Here is a 17,437-nt window from a genome sequence, read left to right as displayed (position 1 = left end):
TTGACAAATTTGCGTAAAGTGGCTATCGTAGCTTGTCACAATGAAGTCGCGGCTATCGGCAAAGTGGTCGCGGAACTTCGTTCCGCAGTTCCGGATCTTGAGATTTACGTCTATGACAACGCCAGCACGGACGGCACTGATGAGGTGGCGCGCGCTGCCGGAGCGCATGTGAGGTATGAATCCCTCAAGGGCAAAGGCAATGTGGTGCGCCGTGCAATGGCTGATCTGGACACAGACGTATACCTCTTGATTGACGGCGATGACACCTATGATGCGGCTTTGGCTCCTGTCATGATTCAGGCGCTCATGGATGGGCCATATGACCAGGTGACTGGTGTTCGCACCCAACAAACCGAGTCTGCTTACAGGCCCGGCCACGAACTTGGCAATCGAGCGTTTAACGAGGTAGTGAGCAGGATATTCGGCTACCCGGTCAGTGACATGCTTAGTGGGTACAGGGTATTCACCCGCAGGTTCGTCAAATCTTTTCCTGCCGTTTCGCGGGCTTTCGAGATTGAGACTGAACTCACTGTTCATGCCATCAATGCACGGCTTCCGCAGCTTGAAATTCCAGTTGGGTTTCGAGACCGGGCGGCTGGAACCGAAAGCAAGCTTCGCACCTACCATGATGGGCTTAGGATACTAGGGATGATCGGCAGACTTGCGCAATCGGAAAGGCCCTTGTTCCTCAACGGCATTCTGGCGTCCATTCTTTTTCTTGCCGGGGTCTCGTTCGGTATTCCCGTGATTATTGACTTCGCGCAGACCGGCCTCGTGCCGCGATTGCCCACCGCCCTGTTGGCATCGTCCTTGATCTTACTGTCAGTGCTGACTTATATGATCGGAATTATCTTGGATGGTTTAGGAAAAGTTAGACAAGAAGGTATCCGAACTGCTTATCTAGCCTTTCCTGCACCAGGACTATAGTGAAAACGTCCACTGATCTCAAAACTGGAAATGTCAACTCGATTTTCACATGGAAAGATGTTAGGCGCACTGCAGTCACATTCATTGCTGCTGCTGCAGCGCTCCAAATAATTTTCTTTGGACTTCTGATTGTCGGCCAAGCTGTACCCGACAAGCCGATCATCGATAATCTTGCCCAAGCGGCGGAAAAGGGTACCTATGGGTATTCAGGAGCCGCAGACAGAATGGGCGGGACTTCAGATACCTTTACCGAATGCGTAGTTGCGGGCACAGGGCTAGGTTCAATCGATAAGAATGCCTTCCAGCGCGCAATCGTTATGCCTCGAATAGGAAGCTGCCAGCAAGGCAAAAAACAAATTTTGGAGTTGGCCGCCACTGGGAGGATTGATCCTGCTCAGGTCGGTGAGTACTACAGGTACTGGGCAGGCTATACAGTTATTACCCGCCCGATCATTGCCACCGTTGGGCTGTCAGGGATGAGAGTAGTTGCCGGGGCCCTGCTGGTGGCTGGACTTCTTGTTTCCTTCGCCACCCTTGCAAGACGGACCAGCAAGTGGGCAGCGGTGGGACTATTAGGTCCACTGATCCTAGCCACAAATTTGATGTCCACACCATCGACTTCGTTCAGTCAGTCTCTTTCGATTTCAGTAATTCTTTTCGGCACAGCGATCACGGCATGGGCCGCTTCAAAATCAATCAAAGCCATGGTATTCGGGGTTGGTCTTTCAGCTGCCCTGTTTTGCTACATGGATTTGCTGACTACACCTGCCATTCCGTGGGCCTTCTGCACTGCAGTCGTTGTTGCAATTGCATATCTAAAGACTCGAAGAGTGAAATATGTTTTGCTAAGTGGTGCGCTTGCTACTGGTGCTTGGATTATAGCTTTTGCAGGTACTTGGGCATCTAGGTGGGCGTTTGCGGCGTTGTTCCTGGGTATGCGAACTACATATAAGAATGTCAGAAAAACAGTGGACTTTCGAACAGAAGGGGAATACAAAACTGTGGACAAGTCAATTTTTGCGCCGTCTGCAGCGAATTGGAATTATTGGGTAAATTTCATGCCTACTGCAATTCTCATACTTGCTATTTGCGCCTTGACGATCATCATATTTCTTGGGGTGGCTAGTAAGCGGAATGGATGGCAAACATTGCTTTTCTGGTTAGTGCTGAGTTTGCCTGCCTTGATCATTTTTGTTTGGTACGAGGTTCTGAGCAACCATTCGCAGATCCATGCCTTTTTCACGTATCGCGGAATTCCGTCGGCCATAGGAGTGCTGACGTTTGCGGCAGTTGTGCTGGCCTTAAGGAAGGTACCTGAGACTGCACCTGAATTTGTCGAGCAGGATAAGCTTGTTAGGACAGCCTTGACCAAAGCTGCTGCGGATGAGCTGGGCCACACCACGAGACTTGAAGCAACGAGGAACTAGAACTCGATGGCATCAACACCAGCCATCCGACACTCCCCTGGAAGGAACCGGGCATGAATTTTGTTGCAACCAGTGCTGACGTATCGGCTGAGGCCGTATTCGGAGAAGGCACCAAGATCTGGCACCTCGCCCAGGTGCGCGAAGACGCTGTTCTTGGCAAGAACTGCATCGTTGGCCGTGGCGCCTATGTTGGCAGTGGCGTCAAAATTGGCGACAATACCAAGATTCAAAACTACGCCCTAGTCTATGAGCCGGCAGTACTGGGCAAGGGAGTTTTCATTGGCCCTGCCGTGGTTCTGACGAACGACACATACCCGCGATCTATCAGTCCGGATGGTTCCCTGAAGAGCACGCAGGACTGGACACCTGTCGGCGTAACGATTGAGGACGGTGCCTCCATTGGCGCCCGTGCCGTGTGCATCGCTCCTATCACGATTGGGCGATGGGCCACCGTTGCGGCCGGTGCTGTAGTAGCCAAGGATGTCCCAGCCTTCGCCTTGATGGTAGGCGTCCCCGCCAGACGAGTGGGTTGGGTTGGCAAGGCAGGTTTCCCGTTGAAGGAAGAACAAGGATTCTGGGTATGTCCCGAAACCGGAGCAAAGTACATTGAGAATTTAAACATCCTGAAAGAGGCAGAGGACAACGCATGAGCCAGGACTTCATCCCCGCAGCAAAACCCATCATTGGTGACCAGGAGCGTGCCGCGGTCGATGCCGTCATGGCCTCAGGCATGTTGGCACAAGGCCAGCAGGTTGCCAGCTTCGAGACTGAGTTCTCCAATGTACTCCTTGATGGTCGAGCCAGCGTGGCAGTCAACTCGGGAACTTCGGGACTGCACCTCGGCCTTTTGGCTTCGGGTGTTGGGCCAGGAGACGAGGTAATCGTTCCATCGTTTACCTTTGCTGCTACGGGAAATTCAGTTGCCCTGACTGGAGCCACTCCCGTCTTCGCGGACATCGAGCTGGATTACTACGCCTTGGACGTAGCTCATGTTGAATCCTTGATCACAAACAAGACCAAGGGCATCATGCCTGTGCACCTGTATGGACACCCCTTCGCAGCCGATGCCTTCGCGGCCTTGGCAGACAAGTACGGCATTGACCTATACGAGGACGCAGCCCAAGCCCACGGTGCGGCTTTGAACGGCAAAAAAGTTGGCACCTTCGGCAAGTTTGGCATGTTCAGCTTGTACCCCACCAAGAACATGACTTCCGGTGAGGGCGGCATGGTCTCCACCTCGGACGCGACGGTGGAACGGAACCTGCGCCTTCTGCGCAACCAGGGCATGGAAAAGCAGTATCAGAACGAATTGGTGGGCTTCAACAACCGCATGACGGATTTGCACGCCTCAATTGGCCGTGTGCAGTTGACCAAGGTCATGGGCTGGACCAAGCAGCGGCAGGACAACGCTGAGTTCCTGACCGCCAACCTTGAAGGTGTGGGAACACCCAAGGTTGCTGAAGGAGCGGAGCACGTATACCACCAGTACACGATCCGCGTGCCCGAAAGCCGCGACGAATTGCACACTCGCTTGCGCTCTGAGTTCCGCATCGGCTCCGGCGTGTACTATCCGGTACCGAACCACCGACTGCCGTCCTTTAACCGCACTGAGGATCTGCCCAACACCGAGATCGCGGCCAAGGAGGTCCTTTCCCTGCCAGTCCATCCGTCATTGACGCAGGACGATCTCGAGCGCATCGTCACAGCCGTCAACACAATCGTGAAGGCTGGTGCATAAGGGTGGCTAATCTCCGAGTAGGCCTAATCGGCCTGGGAATGATGGGGCGCCACCATGCCCGGGTCATCCGTGAAGTTGAGGGCATTGATCTGGTGGCAGTCGCTGACGCCTACGGTGATCCTCACGGTGTTGCAAAGGAACTGCCTGTTCTGGGAAGCGTTGAGGAACTCATTGCCGCCGGTATCGACATGGCTATTGCTGCCGTGCCCACCGGCATGCATGAGGAAGTTGGTTTGGCATTGGCCGCGGCCGGAGTTCACACTCTTGTCGAGAAACCCATTGCAGCGAGTGTCCCAGCCGGACAGCGCCTCGTTGAAGCCTTTGCTACGAAGGGCTTGGTCGGCGCTGTCGGCCATATCGAACGATTCAATCCTGCTCTGCAGTCCCTTCGCAAACGCATTGCTGACGGTGAATTGGGTGAGGTCTACCAGATTGTAACCCGCCGCCAGGGGCCATTCCCCGCCCGTATCGCCGATGTAGGCGTTGTTAAAGACCTTGGCACCCACGATATTGACCTGACAGCTTGGCTGGCAAACAGTCGCTTCGAGTCAATTTTTGCCCAGACCACAACACGAAGCGGGCGTCCCCACGAAGATATGGTGGCGGCCACGGGACAACTGGAGAACGGCATCATCACCAACCACCTCGTCAACTGGCTCTCACCCATGAAAGAGCGCCTGACGATCGTCACCGGTGAAAAGGGTGCATTTGTGGCCGACACGGTCACGGCCGACCTAACCTTCTTCGAGAACGGGACGGTGGCCACTGAATGGGACTCCATTGGGGCCTTCCGTGGCGTGTCAGAAGGCAACGTAACACGGCCGGCGATTGCCAAACCGGAGCCACTTCGTACGGAACACGAAGCTTTTAGGGATGCAGTCCTTGGATTGCGAAATGATGTTGTGACCATGGCAGAGGGCCAAGACACACTCGTTGTTGCTGAAGCAGTGCTTGAGTCTGCACGCTTGGGACAGAATGTGAGAATTGCTGTTCCGTGAGTGCATCAAAGACCCCGCGGGTAATCATTGTGTCGAGGCTGTTTGCTCCTGAAGTAGGCGCGGCTGCATATCGTTTGAAGGCCCTAGCCGAGGCATTGTCAGCTGCTGGTGCGGACGTGGAGGTTTTCTCAACCAAGCCTCCTAAAGGGACAGAGGTTCAGGCCAGCCGCTACCCGGTTCGTCGCTGGCCTGTCCTGCGAGATGCCGGGGGTAACGTTCGTGGCTACATCCAGTACATGAGTTTCGACATCCCAGTATTTTTTAGACTCCTATTCAGCGTGAAGTCTGATGTATTTGTGGTCGAACCCCCGCCCACCACGGGGCTGATGGTTTCCCTAGTAGCTGCACTGAAGAGGACCCCGTTTGTGTACTTCTCAGCTGATGTCTCTTCATCAGCTGCTAAGGGCATCGGCATTGGAGGGCCGGTACTGAAAGTCCTAACCGGGCTGGAACGGTATGTACTCAAACGGGCAAAAAGTATCCTGGCAGTCTCGGAAGGCGTTAAGCAGGAAGTTGCTGCCTTGACAGGCAGGATCGGCAACATCGTCAATGTGGGCACAGGCGTAGATACAGAAACCTTCGCCTTACAAGGGGACAACAAATCTTCGGAAGGTAAGTACTTCGTCTACGCCGGTACTATGTCTGAGATTCAAGGCGCGGGCATCTTTGTCGATGCTTTCCTATCCATCATGGATTTGCACCCTGAAGTACGCTTGATGATGTTCGGCCAAGGCGTTGAACTTGATGCTCTAAAGGCAAAAGTCAAGGACAGTAACCGTCAGATCGTATTCAACGAACCCGTTGCCGGGGCAGTCGTGGCCCAATGGTCACGCAGTTCACTGGCCAATCTGGCCTCAGTCAGGCCGGGCAAGGGATACGACTTTGCATTTGCAACCAAAGCACTGGCCGGACTCTCAACTGGCGCACCCTCTATTTACGCCGGAGTGGGCCCGCTGAATGAAATCATCACTTTGAACAACCTTGGCATAGGCTGTGACTGGAACGTGAAGCAAGTGGCCAAAGCAATGGTCCAGGCTATTGAGAATCCCGTTTCAGGTGAGCGTAGGGCAGAACTGTCTAAATGGGTTGAACAGAACCATTCATTGGCAGCTGTCGCGCAAACGGGCGCACAAGCTGTCATTCATGCAGCGCATACCTAAAAACATTGTTTCGCGCACCTGCGTGGACGCCGTTATTCGAACTAGTCACTATGGGATACTGATTTTGTGAGTCGCACTTGGATAGTTATACCGATGTATAACGAGGCAACAGTCGTTGGTAAAGTCATCGAAGGGCTCCTTCCTGATTTCCCCAACGTCGTATGCATCGACGATGGAAGTAATGATGGATCGCAGGAAGTTGCCAGAGCCGCCGGCGCTGTCGTTGTTCAGCACCCGGTAAATCTAGGGCAGGGTGCAGCTTTACAGACTGGTCTTGAATATGCACTTTCAGACCCAGAGGTCAACGCGATTGTGACCTTTGATGCGGATGGCCAGCATCGTGTCGAGGACGCAAAGGAAATGGTTGCAAGAATCTTGTCAGGCGAGGCACAAGTTGTCCTTGGCTCTAGGTTCCTCGACGACCGGACCATTGTTTCCAAACCAAAGCGTTTGGTACTCAAGGTCGCAGCCATACAATCACGGTGGTCCACAGGAATGCCATTGACCGACGCCCACAATGGCTTACGAGTCTTCAGCCCGGCACTTGCCAAGAAGATTCACCTGACCCAGAACCGGATGGCTCATGCCTCGGAACTGGTCAACCAGCTTTCGGTCATAAAGCCGGTCTGGGTTGAGCATCCCGTAGAGATCATCTATACGGACTACTCCCGGTCCAAGGGGCAGTCGCTGCTCAACTCCGTCAACATCCTCGCGGATCTCTTCCTTAGGTGAGCAAGTGCAGATAATTGTCCAGATAGTTCTTATCCTTGCCGTAGTACTGGTGTCCCTTGCGTTGATGCGCGGTGGTTCAAACGCCCGTCACCTCGCGATTCGACGCATCATGCTGATGCTTTTTGCCCTCGTTGCTGCTTTTTCCGTATTCTTCCCAGCGATATTAACCAGCATTGCCAATTTTTTTGGCATCGGACGTGGAACGGACCTCGTACTCTATGCGCTGATCGTCAGTTTTTTGGTGTTCATGGCAACGACCTACCAGCGATTCCGAGTTTTGGAGACTTCCCTGACGTTGCTTTCTAGGAGAATCGCCCTCGATGAGGCACACCGGCCGTGGGAAGAGTCGGCCCAATCCCGCGAAGACGGCCATCCGAAGTCTTAGATGTGTTCGAGTAAAGTACAAGCTTATTTTGTCCGCCTTAGCTTGAATCAACAAGTAAACGCATGAAGAGGCGGTTGGCGGTGTCCCAGTTTTTTGGTCGAACCGATGTTACACGAGATCAGCCCTACAGCATTAAGATTCGCGGAATGGCGGGGTTGGCTGGAAGCCTCTCCCAAGGTTTGGTGCGGTTTCTGTATAACGTACTGATGGGCCGCATCCTCGGCGTGGCTGCATTGGGAGCGGTCAACTCAGCTATGTCCCTAGCCTTGCTGCTCAGCCTGCTGTGGCCCACCTCAGCAGGCCAGGCAGCCACGCGTTTTGTGGCGCAGATGCGGGGTGAAGGAAGCCCGGAAAGAGCGCAAGCAGTCGCCACATACCTCGGACGGCGGATGCTTGCTGCAGCAGCAGTCCTCGGACTCGCTACCGTGGGTGTTTCCCTGACCCTACTCCGCACGGATCTCGGCACTGCGTTGAGTGCCGGGGCTCTACTGATCGGGTATGCCTGCTGGTCCTTTAGCCGTGGCGTGCAGTATGGTGCCGGCCAAATTGTCCGCGCGGCGACATGGGATGTTGTCGGCGCAGTTTTGGCAGTGGTGATGCTAGTCCTAGTGCTTGCCATGAGATGGGACGCGGTACTTCTGCTCCCTCTGGCGCTGTCATACGGGCTCTACGGTGTGATTTGCTGGCCGCGGAAATCAAAGCATCCACTGGATCAGAAACTGCTGGCGGACATGAACAAGTTCGTCAGCTATGGGGTATTAGGAACACTTTCTAGCACCGGCCTACTGCAGCTTTCCATGATCGGTGCCAAGCTGGCTGGAACAGAGCATGAAGCCGGTTTGTATGCCGCTGCACTGAGCCTTGCGACGCCCGCAACGATGCTGGCTAGGACTTTGAGCCAAGTACTTTTCCCAGCGATGGCCGAGGCCGGGGGCCGTGGAGACAACGAATCGCTCAGACGCCAAACCGATTTGGTTACTCGGGGCCTTGCAATATCCATGGTTGCAGTATTCGGCTGCCTGGCACTTGGCAGCCCGCTGCTCCTAAAAGTGCTCTATGGCAATGCATTTGCCGGGGCCGCAAATCTTTTGCCGGTCATGTTGGTGGCAGTCATGATGACGACTTTGCCGGTGGCGTGTGTCAACAGACTCAATTCTTCGGGAATCACGGGTGCAAGGCGGGTGTCGTTCACAGCTGCGGGAGGATTAGCCGTGGCAGCATTGCTTTGGGTACTTTTCGCCCCTACCTACAGTGTGGCAGGAATCGCGGGTGGCTACCTCGTAGCTACCACGGGCACTGCTGTCGGGATCATGGCAATGGCCTGGAAACTGGATTCGCAGTCTTGGAAGTACCTTGTTGGGCGGATGCTGATGGGGATTGCACTAATGTCGGCTGGAATTCTTTATAACTTCTTGTTCACACCGCCGCTTTGGACCGGAGTGGCAATGGCCGTGGCATTCCTCGGTCTGTGGCTGCTGATCTGCCGATCAGACATCATTTTTCTGAGAGTAGGTAGGAAGGCATCGTGACGGTCCTTGCTGGGTTGCCACGCAGGCGTTATGCATTGGTGAGCAGTTCACGGAGGATAGTGCGTTCGACCTGCTCGTCTTCCTCGGATGACAGTGCGCCAGCTGACTTGTGGGAATTGTTCTTGAACCGCTGGACATCCTCACGTGTCATGGAACGTACGGCCGCCACGAGTGCCTCAGGGGAATAGTCATTCGCGATTCTTCCGAGGTCGAACTTTTCGATGAGAGAGGAAGTCTCGGGTGAGGGGCTGAAAACTATTGCTAGCCGGGCCTGTACAAAGTCAAAGAACTTATTTGGCAGCATAAGTCTGTGGTTGGTTGTCTGTGGAGGCAAGCTAAAGACTCCAATGTCATAGTGGTTCAGCGTTTGTGCAAGTTCGGTTGGAGCAACAGCTTCATGGAAGGTTATTCGGCTGTTTCCCGATGTGATTTCACGGAGGTGATTCCAATACTTGCCGCCATCGCGAGCCTTGACCAAGTACAAATCCAAGGTGTAGCCATCGCCAAGGGCAATGGCCGCTTGGATCATTCCTTCAAGGTTTCGCCCTGGTACAGCAGCGCCACTGTGCGCGAGTCGGATCACACCATCTTTCATAGCTGAGGGCTCAAGCGGCTGGTGTGCGGCTGCGTTTCGAACAGTTCTAGCCGTTCCGCCAAATTCTCGATCATAGAGGGCGCCGATGGAACCGTTTACTGCCGTGAGCGCGTCTGTCTGGGGCACATATACTTTGCAGACATGAGTCATGAATGGCTTGACTAGCAATTTCCATGACAAGACGTGGGCTCGTTCCTCGGGAGCCCACTCATGCATGTCGCCCCAAACTGGGGTCTTGGGTGTGGACTCTGCAGCCAGTGCGTGGGCAAGTGGCAGGGCCCGAGCCTCGTTGGCGACAATAAGGTCAAAGCGTTTACCCGTGGCCAATTCTTGGGCCTGTTGAACAGCCGGTGCCGCAAGTATCACTGATCCGAAACGTCTAAGTGCGAGATTCATTACACCCAATGGAGTTTGAGGTAAAGAAGGCCGTGAAGAATCAACCTCAAGATGACGCGTGGCGTTGGCAGGTATTGAGCCATACGACAGAGTAGTCACTTCACCGAACTCGGCAAGGATTCCCAGTTGACGCAGAACACGGGAATCAGCGTTGATGTCTGAAAACGAAATGCACAGGATCTGTGGCTGCATCGGAGTCCTTCAGGATGTGATTGACTGGCATGGCGAGTAGGTTCATGCTGGCGTTATTTTGGAACTGGCCATGTCGGGCGATTGTCTCGCTACAGCTTACTTCAACTCACCCGGGCCCAGAGTCAATGTATTTTGCTCCACCTAGAGCCATGAATGAATTCAGAACGTTGCCGAGGGGCTGGGCTTGCTTTTGCGGATCATAGGGTGCCTTCTGTTAAGTGCACTTGATCACTAGTACCGAAAGTAGAATGATCCTTTGAAAATTGCCATTGCCAAGGGCAACCTGCAAGTCCCGCCGACATATTTTGCCATCACGCATGCTGAACGTATGAAGGACAAGCACGATTTCCAATTCTTTACCTTGAACGCGAATGTTGCGACTGGTGTAACTGAGCTTGTGATTAGGCAGGCAACCCCGGGTGGTAATCTGCTGGGATTTGATCGGAAGAATATGTTCATGCCCCTGTTTGAAAAGCGAATGGCGGCACAGATCAGACGTTTTGACCCCGACGTGATTCACCAGCATTTCGCCACGTGGTCTAATGCAGCGGTGTCAGCCAGCAGGGCCACGTCAGCCCCCCTGATCGTGACAGTTCATGGGGCTGATGTTCACCTGATGTCTAGTGGTCTTCAATCTCCGATGGCCGAGCGGAATAGACGCAGTGTTAGTAATGCACTGAAGCAGAGCAAGAGGGTTTTGGCTGTCAGTAAATATCTAGCGGATAAGGCAATGACGGCTGGAGCTGATCCTAAAAAGGTTGAGATTCATTATCAGGGCATCGATACGGACGTATTTTTTCCCGGATCGCTAGAGGTCTTCGATGCTGAACCTCAAGTGCTATTCGTAGGCAACCACAGTATTGCCAAAGGCGCCCGTGATGTTTTTTTAGCTTCTGTGCAAGCATATTCGCACGTCGCTCATAAGTTGATAATGGTTGGAGGCGGCCCACTTGTTGAAGAACTTCGCAGTGAAGCTCTCAGTTACCAGCACATTGAAGTGCTGGGGAGCAAGGACCGCAGTCAGATTAGGCAGCTTTTGCAGAGTTCCACTGTTTTTATGTCTGCTAGTCAACTGCATAATGGGTGGACCGAGGCGGCAGGGTTGGTTAACCTAGAGGCTCAGGCCTGTGGTCTCCCAGTAGTGGGCTACGCAAATGGTGGTATTCCTGAGATGGTTTCTTCTGAAGCCAGCACGCTTGTTGAAGAGGGCGATATAACCAATTTGGGACACGCCCTCACCGAAGCTCTGCAACTTTCACGTAGTGAACAAATCAGGACTCGGGAGGCTGCACGCAGATTCGCCGTTGATGAGCGTTCGCTTCAGCTGAGCTGCCAACAATTGGACGGTTTCTACAACGACGTGTTGGCAGACTAGAAGCTTGGCTGTGCCGGTACGATGAGTAGAAAAGTGATTGCTGCCAAGGAAAAGTCTTTCATTTGACCATGAATAAGTCCTCTTTGCCACCATCAGTCAAATAAGCTTTGACGATGATGTCTTGACCAAATTTTTGACGAACCAAAGCCGCCTTGCTGTCCGAATAATCCACGACCGATACCCAGATGATGTTGTGCCTAATGTCTGGGTCCCATTCCATCAATTTCACCCGCTCTGAAACGAGGCAGATTACCTGCCGGGAGATCCCGTCGCGGCGGGTCTGTAGTTTCTTATAGGAAAACGCAACGGGCAGTATCATATATTGACCGGAAAAGTTTTCTTCTAAAAGAATATTGATGTCGTCGACATATCCAGTTTGTACTGCTAAATGGGTCAAGCCGACGTCATGCACCCACGCGCCACCAAAGCCAGACTCGTCGCTCAGGAGCTCGTAGATGCGCTCAGCTGTTGCAGGTACGCCGCTAGCGCGTGCAATGGTACCGGTAGCAGTTGGAGCGGAGTATGAATCGGGCTACGTTTCGGACACACGGCTGAAAAACAAGAGCGCTGCATGCCGATATACTGGCTCTCCGCGGTTCGTGGTGAAATCCACTATTGTCATGGATGATTCACCGCTGTTCTGGCGGCGCTCCTGAGCATAATACGAGTCGTGTAGTTGGCGCTATTGACGAAGCCCCGGCCGGTCCGCTTGATGTGTTTGATGCTGGTGTTGTTGGCTTCTACTTTTCCCGTGGTGGCGCCGGTGACGATGAGGACTTCGATCTCTTTCCACCACCTGCAAATGGTCCGCCAAAGCCTAGTCGTCTCAGGTTGGTTGGATTCCTTGACGAGGCGTTCAAGGTGGTCTTTAGCGATCTCGGCGTCCTCCAACGACCCCGTGCGCAGCAGTGTTCGCACTTGTTCTTTTACGTCCCACGCGGTCTTGAGTTTCCCTGTCGGATCGTCGGTGGCGAAGACCTTCTCCAACCGCACCCGGGCTGGCTCGGAAAGTGAATCACCGGCTCGTAGGAGCAGCATTCGGTGTGCCCAGGCTGGGTCCACGGCTCGGCCACGACGCCCACGCACCTGATGGGAAAGCTGCTGCCTGACTTCTGTCAACGCCTGGTTGGCGAGCTGGATGAGGTGGAAATGATCCACGGAAACGGCGGTGCGGGGCAGCCACATCCGCAGCGCTTTTCTAAAAGCTGCTGAGGGATCGATCGCGACAACTTGAACGCCGAGGCGCCACTCCAGGGGCCGCTGGATGAGCCATGCACCGACCCCGGTGTGGTCTCGGCCGTCAACAACACCAAGGATCTGCCCGGTATCCAGGTCAACAATCGTCGTCATCCACGGTTCAATCCGCTGCCACGCGTTGGTCTCTGTGTTCTTGAAGAAGCGGACGGATCGGAAGCGGTGTTCATCAATGCCGAGCATCCTTGGCCGCAGCAGATCGACGTTGGGAAGTTTGGTTGCTGCCACACTCAACGCCTTCTGAACCAACCACCACGACACCCCGTGGGCAGTGGCGGTTTCTGTTGCGGCGCGGCCAGAGTCAATGACTGCTCGCACGAGAGCACTACGGAGTCGGCTCGTGGTGCGTGCCCTGGCCGGGACCTCGATCGTGGCTTCAAAGAACGTTTTGCGAGGGCACAATGTTTCGTCGCAGAACAGTCGCCGCTTGGCCCAAACAACCTCCACCGGACCGGCGATGGGGATGTCCTTGACTCGTTGCTGCCGGCCAGAATGGCGACGGGTGCCAATGACCCCGCAGCCAGGACACCCGGATTCGGCGGTGCTTGCTATCTGAATTCTTCGTTGGCCAAAACTCAGGATCTGGGTTTCAAGTACACGGTAATCGTCCAGATTGAAGATCGTGGTGGCAGCATCAAGGTGCACCAAAGTAAGCTCGTTCAAGGCTCGTAGTCCTGTCAAAGATGAATGCGTCAGAACATCCATCACAACAGGGCTACGCGCCACCTCTGTTCAAGGACACGAAACCAGAATTCGCCACGAACCACGGAGAGCCGATATACTCAAAACCGCCACTTTACTAGTCAACATGAGCTGATCGTATCTATTTTTCACATTGCAATATACGGGATGGGCCTGCCCAATGTTCCTAAGCCAGTGAGAGGTGGCCGCTGCGTGACGGAGACCCAGCCTAAGTTGCCTGTGCATTCATGGCTATCCATATAAGCTAGAGTCCATGAAAGTTTTGGTTACCGGCGGTGCCGGATACATCGGGTCACACACAGTCCTCTGCTTGCTGGAGGCTGGGCACGACGTCGTCGTCTTGGACAATCTGGCAAACTCCTCTGTTGAGTCGCTGAAGCGCGTCGAGGAGCTTTCCGGCAAACACCCAGTGTTCCAAGAGCTGGACCTGCTGGATGCGGGGGGAGTTGATTCTCTGTTTGCCGTAGGTAGCTTTGATGCTGTTATCCATTTTGCCGGTCTCAAAGCCGTGGGTGAATCAGTGGCAGAGCCTTTGCGGTACTACCAGAACAATATTGTCGGCACCTTGAACCTCCTGGCATCTATGGATAAACACGGTGTGCGGACCATCGTTTTTAGCTCTTCTGCAACCGTGTACGGGGCTAGCGAAGAAGTTCCCCTGATCGAAAAGATGCCATTGGACGCGACCAATCCTTATGGGCGTACTAAGGAACAGATCGAAGATATTTTGACCGATCTAGGCGCGGCCGACCCCACCTGGCGCGTTGCACTCCTGCGGTACTTCAACCCGGTGGGTGCGCATGAGTCGGGCCGGATTGGTGAAGACCCCGCAGGCGTACCGAACAACCTCCTACCCTTTGTTGCACAGGTTGCCGTGGGACGCAGAGCAAAGGTCATGGTGTTTGGTAACGACTACCAAACGCCTGACGGCACGGGGGTGCGGGACTACATCCACGTCATGGACCTAGCCGCAGGGCACCTAGCGGCGCTTGACTACTTGCCTTCGCACCAAGGCGTTTTCCGCTGGAACCTCGGAACCGGCACCGGATCGTCAGTGCTGGAGGTCATCAAGGCGTTCGGAGATGCAGCAGGCAAGCCTGTACCATTTGAATTCGCACCCCGCCGCCCGGGAGACTCTGCAGTGAGTTATGCCGATCCATCGGCGGCCTTGGCCGACTTGGGCTGGTCTGCGCATCGCAGTCTTACACGGATGTGCGAAGATCACTGGCGCTGGCAGTTCGACAATCCTCAAGGATACTCTGAATCCTAGAACGATTGCCGGCATCCAATCGTCGTAGTTCGGTGGCTAAATGGTTCCGGACACTTCGTGGTGTCTGGGACCATTGCATAGAGAAACGGCCGATGCGTATTCACGATTTAGGGGGCTTGGACGCTGTCCCTCAGTTCCGTAGCTTTTGATGTACAGCCATTTGCGTAAGGACGCTGGGAGCCCAATCACGGAATCCATTAGTAGCGCCGGTAGGTAGTTTGGTAAAGATGGCATTGTTTTGCTGGGCACGCTGACACCAACGATTTGTATTCCATTATTCGTAGACAGCCAGCCTCACACCGAGCATTTCGTTGCCATAGAATCATTCAGATCCTATGGCAACGAAAAATAGTTTGTTAGTCCAATGACAAGCTGGATACACGGAATAGAATAGTAGGGCCAGACTTAGCGCACTATTGGGGCTGATACCTGAGACTGCTTGTGGCAGGGTCCCTGCCCAAGGTCTCGATTCAAACGAAGATAACTGGGGCCCGCTCTCTAATGGCTGTTAGCAGCCATCAATTCGGTACAGTTTTGCCGGACCTTCTTGATCGATCAGGGTGAGGCCTGGCGTCGCCGCCAACTCTTCTGATGTTGGAAATGGTTTTTTCATGTTGTTGATCTGCTTGTTGCCGAAATCTAGGATGTAGTAAGAATCAAGGTTCCGTACTGCGGCACAGACTTCAGGATTTTTCTTAAGATCAGACAGGTGATTGATCAGGACGGAAACTTCCGGGCTAGGGGTAGAGCTAACGGCCGGCAGAAGCACTCGGCGATCCTCCAACGCGTAGACCAGCGACGCCCCTGTACTTGGATTAACGATTACTGTAGCGCCGGTTGGGATCGTACGGTCAGCTCGTTCAATGAGGGCAGCTTCATCCGTGGACAGCAGACGAGCGTTCGCTGTGATGTTGTAGCTGCTGCGGGCCTTACTGACGGCGTTGTCCACCGAGTTATCTTGGGTGACTAAGCTCAGACCGACCACCCCAATGGTTCCCGCGGTCATTGCGGCCAACCATGGCCGTGTTCTGCCGTGCAGAGGCGGATCCTGCAGCTTGCTGCACAGCAAGTCGAAAATCCAGACAGATCCGTAGACGGTAACCGCGATTCCTGCAACAGGCAACAACGCAGCAAGCCGGTAGCTATCGTTGTAGAAGACTCCAGTTATCGAAGACCTAAAGTCTCCCTTGGCGAAGCCGGAAACTACTACAAACAAGGCGATTCCGACGGCGAGCAGCCCTATAAGCCAAATGTCCTGATTGCCGCGGAGCATGCCATAGACTCCCAGCAAAGTCAATGCGACGAGCACCCATGAAATTGGGCTGCCCATGGGGGCATTGATAAAGCCTTCGCCCAGCGCCTGTGCGATTGTCTGCCTAGGTGGCCAGAAAGAAGCCTTTTCGCTTGGACGGAACCTTTCCCACACATACTGGAGCGCAACTATGTAAATGATGAGGCCCGAAATTGCTGTCAGGAACCAGATAAAGGGAAGCTCACCGTCGCGATAGGCCCGGAATCGTTTGTAAAGCCAGTACCCAAGAACAGGGAGGACGAAAGCTCCCAATACGATGGCGATGCTCGGGTGGCTCAGCGCAACTCCTGGAAGGATCGCCAAGAGCAGGATACTGCTTCGAATCCAGCCGTGATGCGAATGCTTGGAAACTCGGAGGACATCCGCGACCAGACCGATAGTTACAGGGAATAGTGTGATCGCTAGGAAGTTTGGGTAGAGAACACCGAATTCCAATAACAGATATGGAAATGCGCTAAAAGCTCCGGCAAGGGCTCCAGTCGCCAGATAGACCGCGGGACGACTGCCAAGTACGCGAGATGAGAGGAACATTGCCGAGATTGTCCATACAACGGCAGCCAAGAGCATGTTCGTCGCGTTGAGACTTACCGGAATTGACGCTCCGGAGAGTTGAGAGACCAATGCGACCAAGTCATGCCAAACGGCTGGATAGAACGATCCCGTACCTGAGGGGTCTAGGCTGGCCAGATGGAGCGATGACCCGTTACCGGTGTCTATGATGAACCGCACGGCATTCAAGTGGAAAACGTTGTCGTACGTTTGAGAAATATTCTCCGGACTAATGAATGCTCGACTAAGGCGCCAGCTTAAGATGCCCGCAGCCATTGACAAGCCGCCGATTAGTCCTGCGATAGTTGCATTCGGGGACCGAACCCACAATGGTGCGCGTGATTGCCGTTGCCGAATTTCCATGAAGTAGCGGATGAGCCAGGACCCGGCCGATGTCAGTAACGACAGTACCAAAAAGATGACGGGAGTCCACCGTACATGCGCAAGTTGCGCTACGATCGCACCAACACCCACCAATGTCATGCTGAGCGGCGCAGAGACTGCCAACCACGTGATTCCGCGTGCGCCTAGGATCCGGGCGAGAATGGCTCCGGGAAGAAAAATGAGGGCCGCCGCGGCCAGAAGGGTTGGTAGGGTGTCAAACCAAGTCATGATTTTTTAGTGCTCTCCTGTGGGGGCGCACGCCCGTTGATGCCCCGAGACAAATCGCAGGCCGCTATGAGTCTAACAAGCCAGATTACGGTTATTTGGCTAGTTCGATGAAAGCAACGTCCATAAGCTCCGCCGTACGAAGGTTAAGTCCGCGGGATTCATCCAGATCACGGTCAAGGTCTCCACTGTTCCACGCAAATCCCTTAGCTCCCCTCAACCTAGTAGAGGCGCTAGCGTAGGGATTCGTTTTCCTCGGGCTCATGTGCCCGGCTGCGGATAGTGTC

Annotated in this window: 15 protein-coding genes; 11 read left to right on the top strand and 4 right to left on the bottom strand. The window is 54.2% G+C overall.

The features are described 5' to 3' along the window. Nucleotides 1–18: 18 nt before the first annotated feature. The 9 genes from AAFM46_RS12030 (at nucleotide 19) to AAFM46_RS11990 (ending at nucleotide 8,896) form a co-directional block, all read left to right on the top strand. Nucleotides 19–927, top strand: a complete 909-nt coding sequence (locus AAFM46_RS12030) for a glycosyltransferase family 2 protein (protein ID WP_343318008.1) — start codon at nucleotides 19–21, stop codon at nucleotides 925–927. After that, nucleotides 927–2,354 (top strand): hypothetical protein, encoded by a 1,428-nt coding sequence (locus AAFM46_RS12025; RefSeq protein WP_343318006.1) that lies wholly within the window; start codon nucleotides 927–929, stop codon nucleotides 2,352–2,354. The genes AAFM46_RS12030 and AAFM46_RS12025 overlap by 1 nt, the downstream gene beginning before the upstream one ends. Before the next feature lie 53 nt (nucleotides 2,355–2,407). Beyond that, nucleotides 2,408–3,004: a DapH/DapD/GlmU-related protein gene (locus AAFM46_RS12020; protein ID WP_343318004.1), complete on the top strand. Its 597-nt coding sequence runs from the start codon at nucleotides 2,408–2,410 to the stop codon at nucleotides 3,002–3,004. Next, on the top strand, nucleotides 3,001–4,092 hold the full coding sequence (locus tag AAFM46_RS12015) for a DegT/DnrJ/EryC1/StrS aminotransferase family protein (protein ID WP_343318002.1): 1,092 nt from the start codon (nucleotides 3,001–3,003) through the stop codon (nucleotides 4,090–4,092). The genes AAFM46_RS12020 and AAFM46_RS12015 overlap by 4 nt, the downstream gene beginning before the upstream one ends. Before the next feature lie 2 nt (nucleotides 4,093–4,094). Beyond that, on the top strand, nucleotides 4,095–5,090 hold the full coding sequence (locus AAFM46_RS12010) for a Gfo/Idh/MocA family oxidoreductase (RefSeq protein WP_343318000.1): 996 nt from the start codon (nucleotides 4,095–4,097) through the stop codon (nucleotides 5,088–5,090). After that, nucleotides 5,087–6,250, top strand: a complete 1,164-nt coding sequence (locus AAFM46_RS12005; protein ID WP_343317998.1) for a glycosyltransferase — start codon at nucleotides 5,087–5,089, stop codon at nucleotides 6,248–6,250. The genes AAFM46_RS12010 and AAFM46_RS12005 overlap by 4 nt, the downstream gene beginning before the upstream one ends. Before the next feature lie 66 nt (nucleotides 6,251–6,316). Further along, nucleotides 6,317–6,982: a glycosyltransferase family 2 protein gene (locus AAFM46_RS12000; protein WP_343317997.1), complete on the top strand. Its 666-nt coding sequence runs from the start codon at nucleotides 6,317–6,319 to the stop codon at nucleotides 6,980–6,982. A 4-nt stretch (nucleotides 6,983–6,986) separates the two neighbouring features. Further along, nucleotides 6,987–7,367, top strand: a complete 381-nt coding sequence (locus AAFM46_RS11995; protein ID WP_343317996.1) for a DUF2304 domain-containing protein — start codon at nucleotides 6,987–6,989, stop codon at nucleotides 7,365–7,367. Nucleotides 7,368–7,447: 80 nt separating this feature from the next. Then, on the top strand, nucleotides 7,448–8,896 hold the full coding sequence (locus AAFM46_RS11990) for a lipopolysaccharide biosynthesis protein (protein ID WP_343317994.1): 1,449 nt from the start codon (nucleotides 7,448–7,450) through the stop codon (nucleotides 8,894–8,896). A gap of 28 nt (nucleotides 8,897–8,924) precedes the next feature. Here AAFM46_RS11990 and AAFM46_RS11985 read toward each other — a convergent pair whose 3' ends face one another. Beyond that, nucleotides 8,925–9,887 (bottom strand): hypothetical protein, encoded by a 963-nt coding sequence (locus AAFM46_RS11985; protein WP_343317993.1) that lies wholly within the window; start codon nucleotides 9,885–9,887, stop codon nucleotides 8,925–8,927. Nucleotides 9,888–10,335: 448 nt separating this feature from the next. On the opposite strand from AAFM46_RS11985, the gene AAFM46_RS11980 reads away from it, so the two are divergent. Next, nucleotides 10,336–11,454, top strand: coding sequence for a glycosyltransferase (locus AAFM46_RS11980; protein ID WP_343317991.1), 1,119 nt, complete (start codon nucleotides 10,336–10,338; stop codon nucleotides 11,452–11,454). Between the two features lie 58 nt (nucleotides 11,455–11,512). On the opposite strand, the gene AAFM46_RS11975 is transcribed toward AAFM46_RS11980, so the two are convergent. Together AAFM46_RS11975 and AAFM46_RS11970 are read right to left on the bottom strand one after the other, a co-directional pair. Further along, the gene (locus AAFM46_RS11975; protein ID WP_343317989.1) at nucleotides 11,513–11,851 is read right to left on the bottom strand and encodes a hypothetical protein; all 339 of its coding nucleotides are present in this window, start codon (nucleotides 11,849–11,851) and stop codon (nucleotides 11,513–11,515) included. Between the two features lie 221 nt (nucleotides 11,852–12,072). After that, nucleotides 12,073–13,371 carry an ISL3 family transposase gene (locus AAFM46_RS11970; protein WP_343317988.1) on the bottom strand — a complete coding sequence of 433 codons (1,299 nt, stop codon included), beginning with the start codon at nucleotides 13,369–13,371 and terminating at the stop codon, nucleotides 12,073–12,075. Nucleotides 13,372–13,663: 292 nt separating this feature from the next. On the opposite strand from AAFM46_RS11970, the gene galE reads away from it, so the two are divergent. Next, nucleotides 13,664–14,680, top strand: coding sequence for a UDP-glucose 4-epimerase GalE (gene galE / locus AAFM46_RS11965; RefSeq protein WP_343317987.1), 1,017 nt, complete (start codon nucleotides 13,664–13,666; stop codon nucleotides 14,678–14,680). A 508-nt stretch (nucleotides 14,681–15,188) separates the two neighbouring features. Here galE and AAFM46_RS11960 read toward each other — a convergent pair. Then, nucleotides 15,189–17,153, bottom strand: a complete 1,965-nt coding sequence (locus AAFM46_RS11960) for a DUF6541 family protein (protein ID WP_343317986.1) — start codon at nucleotides 17,151–17,153, stop codon at nucleotides 15,189–15,191. Between the last annotated feature and the right edge of the window lie 284 nt (nucleotides 17,154–17,437).

Source organism: Arthrobacter sp. TMP15, assembly GCF_039529835.1.
GTDB lineage: Bacteria > Actinomycetota > Actinomycetes > Actinomycetales > Micrococcaceae > Specibacter.
Note: the sequence above shows the minus strand (reverse complement) of the source record. Positions and strands in the feature narration are given on the sequence as shown.

Bases quoted from the DNA above. Each gene is read 5' to 3' on its own strand.
- galE (WP_343317987.1), top strand. From the start codon at position 13,664: ATGAAAGTTTTGGTTACCGGCGGTGCCGGATACATCGGGTCACACACA.
- AAFM46_RS12015 (WP_343318002.1), top strand. From the start codon at position 3,001: ATGAGCCAGGACTTCATCCCCGCAGCAAAACCCATCATTGGTGACCAG.
- AAFM46_RS11985 (WP_343317993.1), bottom strand. From the start codon at position 9,887: ATGAATCTCGCACTTAGACGTTTCGGATCAGTGATACTTGCGGCACCG.
- AAFM46_RS11960 (WP_343317986.1), bottom strand. From the start codon at position 17,153: ATGACTTGGTTTGACACCCTACCAACCCTTCTGGCCGCGGCGGCCCTC.
- AAFM46_RS12020 (WP_343318004.1), top strand. From the start codon at position 2,408: ATGAATTTTGTTGCAACCAGTGCTGACGTATCGGCTGAGGCCGTATTC.